This window comes from Novosphingobium aerophilum (assembly GCF_014230305.1).
GTDB classification, from domain to species: domain Bacteria; phylum Pseudomonadota; class Alphaproteobacteria; order Sphingomonadales; family Sphingomonadaceae; genus Novosphingobium; species Novosphingobium aerophilum.
Genome location: NZ_JACLAU010000026.1, coordinates 13,252 through 28,489 on the forward strand (window position 1 = coordinate 13,252; position 15,238 = coordinate 28,489).

Below are 15,238 nucleotides of genomic sequence, written 5' to 3' on the forward strand. Positions count from 1 at the left end.
GACCCGCGGGATCTCAACCGCGCTCCCAGGCGAATGCGCGTGAGGCTTTCACGCCATTACGGGTCGCGGCAGTAAGTCAGGCGATGGCACCTTCGACGCCGGTCTGGATGCGGCCGCCCGGCTCTCGAAGGGCGATTGTCCAAATCGTCGGCGGAACATCCGGCTCATATGCGAAGAGTCGCAAAAGCCGCATTCGATGGCGATCATCGTGATCGACTTGTCTGTTGTTTCGAGGAAATGCCGCGCCACGGACAGCCGAACCTCGATGAATGCGACTTGGGGCGAAATGTTGAGCGCCGCTTGGAAGCGCCGTTCAAGCTGCCGCTTGCTAATCCCCATCCTTCGCGCGATCTCGGCCACCGACAACGGCGAGTCGATATTCTGCTGGGTGATGAGCAGCGCCCGGCGAACCAGGGGATCCTGAGTACTAATGCCCAATGGTATGCCGGGCTGTGGTTCCTCTCCCTTCAAAGCATCATCGATGATCATGATGTGGAGGCTTTTGCTCGCCTGCGCACGGCCGATATGCTTTTCCACCAGATAGGCCGCCAGATGGGCTGAACTGGCCCCTCCCGAACAGGTCAACCGATCCCGATCGACAATGAATATCTGGTCCGCAACCGGGTCAAGGCCGTCGAATTGCTCGAGAAAATCACGATGGTGAAACCAGCTTACGCAGCATTTGTAGCCATCTAGGACGCCGGCACGGTGCAATATGAAGGCGCCGGTGCAAATGCCGACCAAGGGTACATCGGCTGCAGCAGCCTTGCGGAGATAAGCAATATAGTCGGACCCAAAGCCGTCTATTTCCCCGACCAATCCGCCCACGACGACGATATAATCAAACTTGGTTGGATCGCCGAGCCGTTCATCTGGCTGCACCGTGATGCCCGCACTGGATGGAATGGACGTCATCGTATCGGACAGGATTTTCCAATCGCATAGGATGTGCCGACTGCGATCCCCCTCGTCCGCTGCGAGCCGAAGCACGTCGATGAAGTTGGCGAACGCGCATAATGTGAAACGCTTCGTAAGGATGACCCCGACGGAGAGCCTTGCCCCACCGACTCTGTGCCGACCAGACGCGCCCGATTTGGCATAGGCCTGGGCATCGCCGACTCGTCTTGTCTGCTCCATCGCCCACCCCTCCTAAAAGCGATCTCATCCCCCGCCATGTCGTACTATTATAGCGGGGATGGCGCAAACGTCCTTTCCGTGAGCAACTTCACGTCGCAAAACTTCTCATATTGAGGGATTGGGCTGCAACTGCGCCGCGAACTGCCGGCACGGAACCACCATTCCCAATTCCTCTCGCTGCTCGAGGATGTTGAGAATGAAAATCTTGGTCGCGATCAAGCGCGTAGTCGATCACAACGTCAAAATCCGGGTCAAGAGCGACGGCTCGGGCGTGGACAATTCCAATGCGAAAATGTCCATGAACCCCTTCGACGAGATCGCGTTGGAGGAAGCGATACGCTTGAAGGAAGCCGGGAAGGCTGACGAGGTTGTCGCCGTGACCGTTGGCGGATTGGCAGCGCAAGACGTGCTGCGCACTGCCCTCGCAATGGGTGCCGACCGCGCGATCCTCATCAAGGCCGACACCATCCCCGAACCGCTGTCGGTCGCGAAGCTTCTTGCTGCTATCGCACGGTCCGAAACGCCGGACCTCATGCTGTTCGGCAAGCAGGCGATCGACGACGATTGCAACCAGACCGGACAGATGACCTCAGCGCTGCTCGGATGGTCGCAGGCGACGTTCGTGTCGCACATCGTGCTGGACGGTGATCGCGCGCGCGCCACGCGCGAAGTCGATGGCGGCCTGCAGGTGATCGAGGTGACGCTTCCGTCGATCATGACGGTTGACCTGCGGCTCAATGAACCTCGCTACGCCTCGCTCCCCAACATCATGAAGGCGAAGAAGAAGCCTCTGGAAGAGATGAACTCTGCCGATCTTGGCATCGACATAGCGCCGAGACTTCGCGTCATCGCGACGGAAGAGCCGAGCGGCCGCAAAAGCGGAATCACATTGTCCGGCATGAGCGAGCTGATCGACAAGCTGAAGGTCGAAGCTGGCGTCCTCTGATCTGGTTGGAGTTACTCAAATGGCAATCCTCCTCTTCGCCGACCATGACAATGATGTCTTGTTCGACCAGACGGCCCGAGCGATGACCGCCGCGCTCCAGATTGGTGGCGAGATAGATGTTCTGATCGTGGGCAAGAATGCCCAGGGCGCTGCCCAGGCCGCGTCTCATCTGACCGGCGTGCGCAAGGTTCTGCTCGCGGAGGGCGACGCGCTCGAGCATCGTCTGGCAGAGGCCTCGGCAGCCCTGCTCGTCTCGCTCGCCCCGCACTATGCCACATTGGTCGCACCCGCCACAACATCGGGAAAAAACATCTTTCCGCGCGTCGCCGCCTTCCTGGACGTGATGCAGGTTTCCGAGATCGTCGAGGTTGTCGCGCCTGACACCTTCAAGCGCCCCATCTATGCCGGTAACGCCATTCAGACGGTGCAAGTAACGGATGCTAAAATCATCGTCACCGTTCGCACCGCAAATTTCACACCCACCGCGCAGGATGGTCATGCGCCGGTGGAGTCGATCGCCATAAGCGATACGCCGCCTCTCTCCACTTTCGTCGAAAATAGATTTGCCTCGTCCGACCGGCCGGAGCTCAGCTCCGCGCGACTGGTGATATCGGGTGGTCGGGCTTTGGGGTCGGAAGAGAATTTTCGCCGGCTCATCCTTCCCGTTGCAGACAAACTTGGAGCAGCAGTTGGCGCGTCACGCGCGGCCGTCGACGCCGGCTATGCACCAAATGATTGGCAGGTCGGCCAGACCGGTAAGATTGTTGCGCCTGATCTCTACCTCGCCTGTGGAATATCTGGTGCCATCCAACATCTGGCCGGCATGAAGGATTCAAAGGTCATTGTCGCGATAAATAAAGATGCTGACGCCCCGATTTTCCAAGTTGCCGACTATGGCGTGGTTGGGGACATTTTCGATATGCTGCCGGAACTTGAAAGCAAACTTTGAGCGACTGCTCTTTGCATCTCGGCGTCTTCCAATTGCTCATCTTTGACTGAGCGCGCGGCGATCGTCCCTGCGAGGGATAGGCCGGACCTTGTCGAAACCAGACTTATCTTTCACGGAGAATGAACCATGGCCTCGCTTCCTGACCGGGCAAATGTCCTCATCGTCGGTGTCGGCGGAATCGTGGGAGCCTCCATCGTCCACCATCTCGTCGAGCGCGGATGGGACGATATTGTCGGGATCGACAAGTCTGGCATTCCCACGGACATCGGCTCGACCGCACACGCTTCTGATTTTTGCTATTCGACCAGTCACGATTATCTGACGACCTGGACGACCCGATATTCGGTCGATTTCTTCGAGAAGATGGGCCATTATTCGCGGATCGGCGGGATTGAGGTTGCGCGTGTCGGAGACGATCAGCGCATGGACGAGATCAGGCGCAAGGTTGCCTCGGGCAAGGCCTTTGGCACGCGCGCACGGCTGATCTCACCTGCCGAGATCAAGGAGAAATTCCCGCTCATCGAGGAAAGCCTGGTGCAGGGTGGCCTGTGGGATCCCGATGCCGGTCTCGTCATCCCCCGGTCGCAGACGGTTGCGGGCAAGCTGGTCGATCAGGCGGTAGACGCCGGCAAGCTCAATGTCTTCGCCAACACCTCTGCCCTGTCGCTGATCGTGGAAGAGGGGCGCATCCGTGGTGTGAAGACCACGCGCGGCACGATCATGGCCGACCATGTCGTCGTCTGCACCGGCCTGTGGGGCCGCCTTATCGCGGAGATGGCTGGCGAGGACCTGCCGGTCTATCCGGTCGATCATCCGCTGACCTTCTTCGGTCCGTACAAGGAGTTCGCGGACACAGGCAAGGAAATCGGCTGGCCGCTCATGCGCGATCAGGGCAATTCCGCCTATATGCGCGACACGGGCGATCCGAAGACGGCCGAGGGCGGCCAGATCGAATGGGGCTATTATGAGGAGAAGGCGCCGCGCCTGGTCCACCCGCGCGAACTCGTGGAGAAGGAGTTTGCTCGCCTCTCCCCTTCTCAGCGCGATCTGGAGATGGAAGAGATTCTCGAGCCGTTGGAGCGCGCCATTGAGCTCACGCCGATCCTCGGCGAATTGGGGTATAATGAGGGCCACAGCTTCAATGGCCTCCTACAGACGACGACCGACGGCGGCCCATCCATCGGGGAAAGCCAGAAGGTGCGCGGCCTGTGGTACGCAGTCGGCATCTGGGTGAAGGACGGTCCTGGCATGGGCAAGCTGGTCGCTGACTGGATGACCGACGGCCGCACCGCCATCGACCATGCGAGCATCGATTATTCCCGCTTCAATGCCTATCAGCTGGAGGAGGAGTTCATCCGGGCGCGCTGTCTGGAGACCGCAGCAAAAATCTACAATCCGCCGGTCCATCCGCGCGAGCCCTTTGCAGGCGGCCGCGGCATCCGCCGTTCACCCTTCCATGAGCGAGAGATGGAGCTGGGGGGCTATTTCATGGAGCTGGGCGGTTGGGAACGCGCCCATGGCTATGCCGCCAACGAGCATCTGCTGGAGAAATATGGCGACCGCGTGCCCGTGCGCGCCAATGAGTGGGACAATCGCCATTTCTGGCGGGTTTCCAATGCCGAGCATCTGGAACTGAGCGAGAATTGCGGGATCATCAACCTCTCGCACTTCCACATCACCGATATCGAGGGGCCAGACCATGTCGCGCTGCTCGAATGGCTGTGCGCGGCCAAGATTGGTGGCGACGCCAATATCGGCAAGGGCATCTACACACACTTCCTCGATGATGAAGGCAATGTCCGCGCCGATTTCACCGTCATCCGCATGACCGACCGGGGTCGGCTCATCAACGGCGCCGATGCGGGGCCGCGCGACCTCCACTATATGCGCCGCGTCGCGCAGGATCGCGGCCTCGACGTCACCATCACCGATGTGACGGAGACGTTCATCACCATCGGCATCTGGGGTCCAAATGCCCGCGTAAACCTGCAGAAAGTCGTCGATGAGCCGGACGCGCTGCTTGCAGAGAATTTCCCCTTCGCCGCCATCAGGCCAATCCGCATCGCCGGCAAAGATGTGACGGCATTCCGCATCTCCTATGTCGGTGAACAGGGTTGGGAACTGCATATGGCCTATGAGGATGGCCTTGCGGTCTGGGACGCGCTGCGCTCGACGGGCGTCATCGCCGTCGGCGTGGAGACTTATGCCAATTCGCGACGCATGGAGAAAAGCCTGCGCCTGCAAAATGCAGACCTGCTGACCCACTATAATCTGCTGGAAGCGGATCTGGCCCGCCCCAAATGCAAGGAGGCGGATTTCCGCGGCAAAGCCAAGCATTTGGAGCATAGGGCGCGCGCCAACCAGCCTGCTAAGCTTTGCACGCTCGTGCTGACGGACCCGGTCGACAGCAAGGGTGTTGCGCGTTTCCCCGTCGGCATTCTCCCGGTCCTGGACCCCGAGACGGGCGAGACCCTGGTCGATGAGCTCGGGCGCCGCTCTTATACGAGTTCGATCGCTTATGGTCCGACCATCGGCAAGAATATCGCGCTTGCCTATCTCCCTTGGTCCTACTGCCAGGACGGTCGTAAACTGGCCGTCGAATATTTTGGGGAGGTCTATTCGGCTGAAGTCGTCTCGATAGGCTATCAGCCTATCTACGATCCGCAGAATACGAAACCCAGGAGCTGAAGCGTCGCCAGCGTCAAACCGGCGCCACCGCGGCAGGTGACTTGCGTGAACAGCGTGCTTTACCATGGGCTAAAACACGCACCGGGCTAAGATGGCTGCCATTTTCGATGTCGCCAAAGCACCGAAAATTGTCGCCTTCATCCTATGTCGGTGGATGAGCCAGCGATAGCGGTTTGGCTGAAAAAATCACCCTGCAGGCAGTTTGGCAGGCGAGGTTTCGGCTAGGCCATCTCTTGCTCGCCACGTCACTCTGACAGCTAAATTCGCATAGTTGTAGAAAGGTCAGACATGAACGTCCGTAACGAGATGCTGAATCTGATCCGGACACGAAAATCCGGCCACGCCCTGCCACAGCCATTCTATACTGATCTCGACTTCTTCAATCTGGACATGGAGTTGATCTGGTACAGGGATTGGCTGTTCGCCGGACATAATTGCGAACTTCCTAAGACGGGAAGTTATTTCACCTTGCAGATCGGTTCATATCCGGTCGTCGTGCTGCGCGACAAGGAAGGCGAAATCCGCGCGTTCCACAATAGCTGCCGACATCGCGGGAGCCGCATCTGCGCGCAGGAAAAAGGCACGACGCCCAAGCTGGTATGTCCTTACCATCAGTGGACCTATAATCTCGACGGGAAACTGGCGTTCGCACGCCAGATGGGCGCCGATTTTGACCCGAACGAGCATGCGCTCAAGCCGGTCGCCTGCGAGACTGCGGGCGGATATATCTTCATCAACCTTGCCGTCGAGCCGGTCGATTTCGCACCGTTCCGCGCGCTTATGGCGCCGTATTTCACACCCCATAATCTTGTGGACGCGAAAGTCGCCCATGAATCGACGATCATCGAGAAGGGCAATTGGAAGCTCGTCTGGGAGAATAATCGCGAATGCTATCATTGCGCTGGCAGCCATCCGGAGCTGTGCAAGACATATTCGGAATCGCCGAACGTCACGGGCGTAAGCGGCGGCGGCGAAGATCCGGATATGGCCGCGCATTGGCAACGTTGCGAAGCGGCTGGTTTGCCGTCCCGCTTTAACATGCATGATAGCGGCCAGTTCCGCGCCATCCGGGCGCCGCTGTTGCGCGATGCGGACAGCTATACGATGACCGGCCGAAGCGCCGTGCAACGCAATCTGTCGGATGCCTTCAGGGCCGAGCGCATTGGCGCGTTGATGATGTTCCATTATCCGTCGACATGGAATCATGTGCTGATCGATCATGCGGTCACATTCCGCGTCACCCCGATCGGGCCGAACGAAACGGCCGTCACGACGAAATGGCTCGTTCACAAGGATGCTGTCGAAGGCGTCGATTATCAGCGCGATGAGCTGACCCATGTCTGGAATCAAACAAATGATCAGGACCGTCGGATCGTCGAGGAAAACGCCTTTGGCATTCGCTCGCCTGCTTATGAGCCTGGTCCTTATTCCGAATTGCAGGAAGGCGGCGTGCTTCAGTTCGTCAATTGGTACACCAATTACATCGAACCTCGCTTGCTGGATGCGGAGCCGAACCGACTGAGGAAAATTGCGTAGTGACGTTCGCCGGACAGGAGATGCCTCACGCCCTGTTGAGCGACATGGCGTGGGACGCACGCCGGCAGATGCTCCAGCTCATCGCTGTTGTTGAAGAGGCGGCGAACGTAAAGACATTCACGTTCCGGGCCGCACCGGGTACATGGTTTCGCTACAAGCCAGGGCAGTTCATCACCCTTGAACTTCCGGTCGAGAACGGTCCCGTCCTGCGAACCTATACCCTCTCCTCCTCGCCGTCCCGCCCCTTCGCAATTTCGGTGACGGTCAAGGCGCAGCCCGGCAGCGTCGGCACGCGCTGGATGTTCGATCATCTTCGTCTGGGCGACCAGCTTCGCGCGCATGGGCCTTCCGGCCACTTCACCCATTTCGGCCATGGCGCAGCGAAATATCTTTTCCTGTCGGCAGGCTCGGGCGTGACGCCGATGATGTCCATGCTGCGGTGGTTCGCTGACTGTGCGCCGGACACGGATGTCGCGTTCGTCAGTTGCGCGCGCCTGCCGGAAGACATCCTCTTCCGCCGTGAATTGGAGTTGGCCTATCAGCAAATGCCGGCGTTGACGCTCGATTTTCTGGTTGAAGCCCGTTCTGCGCAAGCGGCCTGGGCGGGTCATAAGGGGCGCATCGATGCCGATCGCCTGCATGTGCTTGTCCCTGACCTAAGTGAGCGCGAAGTCTTTTGCTGTGGGCCCGAGCCATTCATGCGCCTGGTGCGTGACCTGCTTCAAGGCGCCGGGTTCGACATGGGCCATTATCACCAGGAAAGCTTCGGGGTAGAGGTCGCCAGTGCCCCGCCCGAGCACCAGCAAGACGATGCGGCCGCCCCACAGACTGAGCCCCTGGCGATCTCCTTCACGCTTTCGCGCGTGGAGGGTCACAGCCAGCTCGGCCACACCGTTCTACAAACCGCGCGCGCTTTGGGCGTTCGGATCCCGGCCGCATGCGAAGCGGGGATTTGCGGCACGTGCAAAGTGCGCCTGCTGTCGGGATCGGTGGCCATGACCCATTCTGGCGGCATTTTCGAGGAGGATGTGGAGGACGGCTACATCCTCGCATGCTGCTCCCGGCCGACGAACCCGATCTCGATAGAGGCCTGACAGCCACCGGTTTCAGCATGGGCACGCATGTCACGGCATGCGTGCCCATGCCTTCTCAGCCTCCGGGTGGGGCAGAGAAATGATGGCTGACGAAAATCACGCCCGCCGCTGCGATGATCGCCAGATAAGGCAGGAAGCCGGCACGTTTGGCCGTCCCGTGCGCGCGGTCGAGCGCATCGGCATCGGCCGGAAACACGCCGCCATCCTGGATGTGGTGCCGATAAAGATACAGCGGAACGATGAGCAGGCTGGCAATCAGCCCATTGCGCAACGTGCCCTCCCCCCAAACATCCGCACCCGCCCCCATGAAAGCGAGGTTCACAAAGCCAAGTCCGGAGGCGGCAGCCAGGAGCGGCGTGGGGCAGCGATAAGGCCGCTTCCAGTTCTTCCGATCGATGCGATGAATCCACCCGGCCTGCAGGTTTAGAAAGTTGAAGATCAAATAACAGACGTTGGAAATCATGAGCACGGCAAAATAATCGGAGAAGAGCAACAACAGGAGGTTGAAGATCAGATCCGTCCACATTGCTGCCGTGGGCGCGCCACGGTCATTCACTCTCGAAAGATATTTGGGGAGCCAACCGTCTATGGAGGCCTGGTACAAGGTGCGCGACGACCCCATCATCGAGGTCATGACAATGAGCAGGAGCGACAGGATGAGCGCTGCGACCATCGCATTCGCGACGATCTGCCCGCCACCCACGATCTTCGCCATGGCCAGGGCCACGCCCGATCCATCATTGATATGAGGATCCAGCATTGCCTCAAGTCCCAGCGAACTTTGAAAGGCAAGCGGGACGAGAGTGAAGATCACGAGGCAAAGCGCTCCGGAGGCGAAGATGGCCTTCGGCGTATCGCGTGCCGGGTTCTTGAATTCGCGGGTATAGCAGACGGCCGTCTCGAATCCGTAGGTTGACCAGGCCGCCGCGAACATCGCCCCCATCAGCAGCGTCAGCCCCGTCTGGTCCCAGCTGCCGAAGCTGATGGCACCTGCCGCATCGCGGATCATCGGCAGCAGAGGGAAGAGATTTTTTGACGGCAGGTCTCCGGTGACGAGCGGCACCAAACCGACAAGAAGCAGCGGGGACAGCGACAGGAGCGCCAGGATCTTCTGCGTCGATGCGGCCCGCGCAGCACCATTATGCTGCAGAAAGAACGTCACGAGCAGAAATGCCGAGGCGATGAGGGAGACGAAGTTCACCCTCAGGCTCAACCCCGACCGCACCATACCAAGATCCAGAAGGTGGATCTGCCACCCGTTCACCGCCGCATCGGGGGCAAAAAGGCTCGCCATGACGTAACCGGCCCCAACGCTCGTCCCAAGCGCGAGCACGGGCGACCAGGCCAGCCAGTTGCACCACACCGATATAGGGGCGAGTAAATTGCTGTAGGGCAGCCAGGCTGCGGCCCCATAGACCGATGCTCCGCCTGACTTGTTCGGATATAATCCAGCAATTTCGGCATAGACGAACGCCTGGATCAGGCCGATCGAAATCGACACGATCCAGCAAACCCAAGAGGGCTGTCCAATCGTGGCGGCAATGCCACCAATTGTCAGCAAGACACCGGCGGGCACGCCGCTTGCGGCCCAAAATGCACCTTTCCAATCAAGCTGGCGATGTAGGCCAGCACTTGTCGCGACCTCCTGATCGCCCAGCAGTGGCGTGCTCACAGGAAATAACCGGCTGGTCTCGAATGAGGACTCAATTTCTTTTGCCATCGGAGCCTTGGTGTCTTTGACTGAATTAAGTCTCGTGCCGAGCCAATGTTTCAAGCGCGCCGGCAGGAAAGATCATGGACCATCAGCGCACTGAGACGTCGCCGAGCGCGCATGTGAGGCTGCGATGCTGCTGCGAGAGAGCATGAAGGCCCTCCCGCAGCGATCACTCTTACCACGCCGATTGGAATGTCTGGGCAAAGACGCGCCGGTCATGGTGCAGATCGTCCACGACCTTGATTTCGCGATCCAGCACCAACGTCGCTCTGCGCTGAAGATCAAATGCCGGCCAAGGAATTTCCGGCGTGGACGGGTTGCCGCTATGGGCGAATGCCGCCCAGGCGCTCATGGTTTGGGCAGCGAGCCGGAACCGATCGCGCTTGGGATCGGCTGCCGCGCGCGACGCCTCGCTATCTTCGCCATCCCACGCGACGCCATAGTCAAGATTGCCGAACACGAATGGAATCTCGATGCCGTGAAGTGACCAACTGCCGCCGAAGCAGGGAGTCTTCCAGCCAAACTCGTAAACGAACACAGGCGCCCCGCCCTGTTTGACCTTTTTCTCGGCTTGGTTCTGCGCGGAACTGCGCATCCAGAAGTCAGAACTCATGGCGACGAGCAGGTCGAGCCGCGACGCATTCGGGAGAAGAGCCCGATAACGCTGAATGACCCTCCCCCACTCCTCGTCGGTGAAGGCCTTGCCGCCCATCGAGCCGGCAAACCGGGCTCTCATTTCGGCGTCGTCCTTCGGTTCCTTACGCATGTCAGGCAGGAACGCCACGGACTCGTCGGCATTGACGCCGATCATCATCGGCACGGCGAGGCTCTCCGGCGGGGCGGCATCTTGCCACGTCTGATGCGGCATGAATGCGCCGTCCACCACCGGCTGGAATGCCAGCCCCGGAAGCTTTCCGACCGCGAGCATCATCGTCCAGAGCGCGCTGTTCGGCAGGGCGCTGAGGGCAGCGGCAGTCGGCGTTTTCAGATCGACAGCAGACAGCGCAATCTTCGTGATCTCTGACGCTTCCGCGCGGGTATAGACTTTCTGTTGAGATCCGCTTTGAACGATCGCCTTGTGGAATAATCCCTTGGCCGACGGCGTGGCGAGCAGGGCGCTTACCTTGCCGCCGCCGCCGGATTCACCGAAGATCGTGACGTTGTTGGGATCGCCGCCAAACGCGGCAATATTGTCTCTCACCCACTTGAGCGATGCCACGAGATCTTGCTGCCCAGGGGTGGAGTCCGACGCGTAGGACGGATCGACATCGCCCAGCCACAAATAGCCCATCAGACTAAGGCGATGATTGACCGTGACGACCACCACATCACCATGGTCGGCAAGCGCCGCTCCATTATAGAGGGGCAGTCCGCCAGAACCGGACTCATACCCACCGCCGTGAAACCATACCATGACGGGCTTGTTGGGGGATTTGCCGTCAGGGACCCAGACATTGAGATACAGACAGTCTTCCGAACCCGGCAGGGGATCGACCCAGGCCTTGTGATCCCTGTTGTTCTGGATCGAAGGTGGACCGTAAGTCACGGCGTCGCGGACACCACGCCAGGATTTGGGCGGCTGCGGCGCGCGAAAGCGCAAGGGGCCGACAGGGGGAGCCGCATAGGGCACCCCCAGAAAGGCCTTCGTCTTACCCTCATGTTTTCCGCGCAGGCGCCCCTGCGCCGTTTGAACTTCCAGACCTTTCGATCCGCCGGCAGCCTTGGCCAGAAGCGGGGCATTGGTGGCCATCGCCGTCGCCCCCATGGCAGCGACCAGTGCCCGGCGAGTCAGATGCAGATCAATCATAATTTCTCCCGCTCAAATCCGAACTGAATCCGACTGTCAGAACCCATATTTGACCTGCAGGCCAACTTGCCGCGGCGTCAGGATGGCGATGCGCGGAATGGGCGTTCCAGTCGCATCCAGCCGCACATAGGAGACCGGATTGATATCGCCCAGATTTGCGCGAACATCGGCGAGGTTTCGAACATAGACGCTCAATTCGGCAGTGCCACGGCGTACACCAATTCTCGCATTCACCACGCTATAGGCCGGCCTGACCGGCACACCGCCGGAGAAGCGTGTCGTTCCGGACAGGCTATCACCGGTGTAGCTGTAATCTGCCGAGAGGAAGCCCTCTTTGTCGCCAGAGAAAGAATGGGTGTATGTGCCTGCGGCGGTCAGTGTGACTTCCGGGGTCTGAAAAACTCTCGATCCGACAGCCTGGCCGGACAAGCCAGCCTTTGTGATCTTCGCATCATTATAACCCAGGCCCAATCTCACATCAAAACCTGGCAGCACCTCTCCGGTCAGCTCGAGTTCCAGGCCACGGACGCGCGCAGCGCCTGCATTTGCCGTCAGCGTGATGAAGCAAATTGGAATGGTGAGCGTCTGCTGGATATTCTCCCAGTCCATCTGGAAGGCAGCGCCGGTCAAAGTCATGCGGCGAATACGCGCCTTGGCGCCCACCTCATAGTTCCAGACCGTGTCGGGTTGCGTCGATGCCAGGCTATCGGCCGTCACGCCAAGCTGCGATATGCCGGCTGAGCAAATATCACCCGGCCTGGCATTGGGCCCACCGGCGCGGAACCCCTTGCTCGCCGATACATATATTTCGCCTTTGTCATCAAATCGATAGCTCAAAGCAGCTTTCGGGTTCAGGCCTTGCGAGTTGCTCCGAAGACCGTAGGATTCCACCAGGCCTCCGTTGAAGAGGCCATCAGCTGATTGACTGGCGTTCTGCTTGAGCCAGAACTGCCGCAGGCCGAGCGTCAATTCGAAACCCCCGGCCCTCAGATAGGCCTCGCCGAATATCGAGAAGTCGCGGGTCGAATTCGTATTATAGGATCTCCAGCCGAGGTCCGTCGGATAGCTTCCGGATGCCGCGAGCCCGGCAATGAAGAACGGGCCGATGGGCGCGCCGATGGAATTGTCGGCATAGCGAGCGCCGACAACACCGCTGATCCAGTCATTTCCCTGAAAACTGGCTCGGATTTCCTGGTTCCATCTTTTCTCTTTTCGCGAGGTCGTCCACACATGACCGTTCGCGCTCAGGCTGGCAGGAACCCCGTAGAATCCGAGGATTGACGCGGTTCCCTCGGTGCCATCCTCGACATCGCTGGACTTTCGGAAAAAGTAGCTGGTCGATGATGTGACGGTAACGACATCGGGAACGTCCAAAGCGACTTCGAGTGAGGGCAGGAACCAATCCTCTTTCGAGCTTTCCGCGATATTGGACGCGCGATTCTGGACCAATGATGCAGGTCGGAAGGCGGGGAGCGGCGCATAGGCGACGGGCAGGCCATCGAGCTTCGTATGCTGGCCCATGATCCGCGCGTTGAATGTCAGATTTTCGCTGGCCTTGACCAGGACGGACGCAGAGCCGCCATAGGAAAGCCTCGCTCCCTGATCGTCCACACTGGTGCGCGCGCCCCCTGTGCCGGGGAATGTGCGTGTGATGAAACCGGCATCATGATTGAGAAAGCCGACAAGGCGCGCCGCCACGATTCCATCGACTGGGACGAAATTGGCAACGGCCGTTGCTGCATAATCAGCGCTGCCGCCGCCGCGAGTCACCCCGCCTTCCGCCACGACGCGAAGCTCGCTGCCCTTCAGGGAGGGGCGATTGGTCACCATGCGGACGTTGCCGCCCAGTGAGCCCTCTCCGAACAATGTGCCGCGCGGCCCTTTAAGGACTTCGATTCGTTGGATGTCCACGACCTGCGGGTCGAGACTCGCCGGCACTGGGGTATCATCGATGTAGAAAGCCGTGGTGCCACCCCCGGAGATGCCGCGGATCGCTATGGTGCGCGATGCACCGAAACCCAGAGCGCTGCCGCCATAGGTGAAGGACAGGTTCGGAACCTTGGTGGCATAATCCGTGAAGGACTGGATGTTGAGCTTGGACAGCGACGCCTCGCCGAAGGCCGTGATCGATTCCGGCACGGTGACGACCGTCTCGGCTTGGCGCCTCGCCGTGACCATGATTTCGCCAATCGCATCGGCATCGCCAGAGCTCTGCGGCGTGGTTGTTGACGATGCTTGCTGCGCAGCGGCAGGCACGACGCAAATTCCCGAAATCAATGCGGAAATGCAAACACTACCCGTCAGCGTGAGCCGCGTTAAAGACGAACTTTTCTTCATGTCATCCAGCCCCTTTTCGATGATTTCGCCAACAACATTTTGCCGGCGTCACAAAGTGTATATTTTTTTCTTTGTGCGCTTGAGACGTAATTTTGTAATTGGCGTGCAATATTATTATGTTCAATGCCTGAACATTGGCGGGATGATACGTTCAGCGCTGAGTTGTCATTGAACAAACGCGCCATGATTCTATAATCGTTTGGACATGCGGCCGCGGCACGGCGGCGCGCTCCCCTCAAAAGCAACAGCCTGCCAGGATTGACGGCCGGGATTGCGTCTCTCCGCCCTTATGTCGCATGTAGCCGGGGATGGTGGCAGAGCTGACGACAGGGCCATCCAAGGAGCTGGGCGGGGAGATATGACAGCATTGTCAAAACTATCTGGCGTTGAGAGCACGGCTATCGTTCGTGAACATCGGTCCAGGCGAAGCGTGGCCGCGCGGCGCGCCGCAATTATCAGCGCAACGTTGGACAGTATCAGCGAACAGGGTTTTGCGAGCACCACGATCAAGGTGGTGGCAAGCCGCGCCGGCATCACCGGCGGCCTGGTGATCCACTATTTCGGGGGCCGGGAAGGACTGATGGAGGCGGTGTTCAGATCCATGCTGAAAACGCTCAGCGAGCGGATGATCCTGCGGCTGAGGGAAGCGACCACCGCCCGGCAGCGTCTTCAGGCCATTATTGACTGCAATCTTGACCCCCAGGAGTTCGACAACATGCGAGAAGGCAATGCCTGGCTCGCCTTTTGGGGGCAGGTCCGATACGTCGCGTGCCTTCGCCGGATTCAACGGATTTATCAGAAGCGACTTCTGTCAAATCTTCGTCATGAGCTACGCTGTCTAATCGATGCCGATAACGTGCAATGCGCGGCGGTCATGGTCGCAGCTATGATCGACGGCATATGGCTTCGCGCTGCCCTCTCGGACTGGACGGAACTGAGCAGCTCTGCTGCCAGAAGCATGGTGCGATCCCTGGTCGCGTCAATCACCGATCAGCATCAAGCGAACATCACTCTGAATATTTAGCGCGCT

Annotated in this window: 10 protein-coding genes; 6 read left to right on the forward strand and 4 right to left on the reverse strand. The window is 59.5% G+C overall.

The genetic code is table 11. The features are described from left to right. Window positions 1-48: 48 nt before the first annotated feature. Window positions 49-1,137 (reverse strand): GlxA family transcriptional regulator, encoded by a 1,089-nt coding sequence (locus H7F49_RS13810; RefSeq protein ID WP_185684165.1) that lies wholly within the window; start codon window positions 1,135-1,137, stop codon window positions 49-51. Between the two features lie 196 nt (window positions 1,138-1,333). On the opposite strand from H7F49_RS13810, the gene H7F49_RS13815 reads away from it, so the two are divergent. From H7F49_RS13815 to H7F49_RS13835, 5 genes are all read left to right on the forward strand, one after another. After that, a complete protein-coding gene (locus H7F49_RS13815; RefSeq protein WP_185684166.1) occupies window positions 1,334-2,083 on the forward strand; it encodes an electron transfer flavoprotein subunit beta/FixA family protein in 750 nt (249 codons plus the stop codon). 19 nt (window positions 2,084-2,102) lie between these two features. Beyond that, on the forward strand, window positions 2,103-3,032 hold the full coding sequence (locus H7F49_RS13820) for an electron transfer flavoprotein subunit alpha/FixB family protein (RefSeq protein ID WP_185684167.1): 930 nt from the start codon (window positions 2,103-2,105) through the stop codon (window positions 3,030-3,032). 126 nt (window positions 3,033-3,158) lie between these two features. Then, entirely contained in the window at window positions 3,159-5,720 is a 2,562-nt protein-coding gene (locus tag H7F49_RS13825; protein WP_185684168.1) for a GcvT family protein, read from the forward strand. 306 nt (window positions 5,721-6,026) lie between these two features. Then, window positions 6,027-7,256 carry an aromatic ring-hydroxylating oxygenase subunit alpha gene (locus tag H7F49_RS13830; RefSeq protein ID WP_235982168.1) on the forward strand — a complete coding sequence of 410 codons (1,230 nt, stop codon included), beginning with the start codon at window positions 6,027-6,029 and terminating at the stop codon, window positions 7,254-7,256. Beyond that, entirely contained in the window at window positions 7,256-8,350 is a 1,095-nt protein-coding gene (locus H7F49_RS13835; protein WP_328806760.1) for a hybrid-cluster NAD(P)-dependent oxidoreductase, read from the forward strand. The genes H7F49_RS13830 and H7F49_RS13835 overlap by 1 nt, the downstream gene beginning before the upstream one ends. A gap of 55 nt (window positions 8,351-8,405) precedes the next feature. Here the strand turns inward: H7F49_RS13835 and H7F49_RS13840 are convergent, their stop codons facing one another. The 3 genes from H7F49_RS13840 to H7F49_RS13850 form a co-directional block, all read right to left on the reverse strand. Further along, complete coding sequence (locus tag H7F49_RS13840; RefSeq protein ID WP_185684170.1) at window positions 8,406-10,070, reverse strand: APC family permease; 1,665 nt, start codon at window positions 10,068-10,070, stop codon at window positions 8,406-8,408. Window positions 10,071-10,239: 169 nt separating this feature from the next. After that, window positions 10,240-11,871: a carboxylesterase/lipase family protein gene (locus H7F49_RS13845; RefSeq protein ID WP_185684171.1), complete on the reverse strand. Its 1,632-nt coding sequence runs from the start codon at window positions 11,869-11,871 to the stop codon at window positions 10,240-10,242. A 36-nt stretch (window positions 11,872-11,907) separates the two neighbouring features. Then, the gene (locus H7F49_RS13850; RefSeq protein ID WP_185684172.1) at window positions 11,908-14,208 is read right to left on the reverse strand and encodes a TonB-dependent receptor; all 2,301 of its coding nucleotides are present in this window, start codon (window positions 14,206-14,208) and stop codon (window positions 11,908-11,910) included. 430 nt (window positions 14,209-14,638) lie between these two features. Between H7F49_RS13850 and betI the strand changes: the two genes are divergently transcribed. After that, window positions 14,639-15,232: a transcriptional regulator BetI gene (gene betI / locus H7F49_RS13855; protein ID WP_185684173.1), complete on the forward strand. Its 594-nt coding sequence runs from the start codon at window positions 14,639-14,641 to the stop codon at window positions 15,230-15,232. Window positions 15,233-15,238 lie beyond the last annotated feature (6 nt).

Coding starts and splice junctions, on each gene's coding strand:
- H7F49_RS13810 (WP_185684165.1), bottom strand. CDS start 1,137: ATGGAGCAGACAAGACGAGTCGGCGATGCCCAGGCCTATGCCAAATCG.
- H7F49_RS13815 (WP_185684166.1), top strand. CDS start 1,334: ATGAAAATCTTGGTCGCGATCAAGCGCGTAGTCGATCACAACGTCAAA.
- H7F49_RS13820 (WP_185684167.1), top strand. CDS start 2,103: ATGGCAATCCTCCTCTTCGCCGACCATGACAATGATGTCTTGTTCGAC.
- H7F49_RS13825 (WP_185684168.1), top strand. CDS start 3,159: ATGGCCTCGCTTCCTGACCGGGCAAATGTCCTCATCGTCGGTGTCGGC.
- H7F49_RS13830 (WP_235982168.1), top strand. CDS start 6,027: ATGCTGAATCTGATCCGGACACGAAAATCCGGCCACGCCCTGCCACAG.
- H7F49_RS13840 (WP_185684170.1), bottom strand. CDS start 10,070: ATGGCAAAAGAAATTGAGTCCTCATTCGAGACCAGCCGGTTATTTCCT.
- H7F49_RS13845 (WP_185684171.1), bottom strand. CDS start 11,871: ATGATTGATCTGCATCTGACTCGCCGGGCACTGGTCGCTGCCATGGGG.
- H7F49_RS13850 (WP_185684172.1), bottom strand. CDS start 14,208: ATGAAGAAAAGTTCGTCTTTAACGCGGCTCACGCTGACGGGTAGTGTT.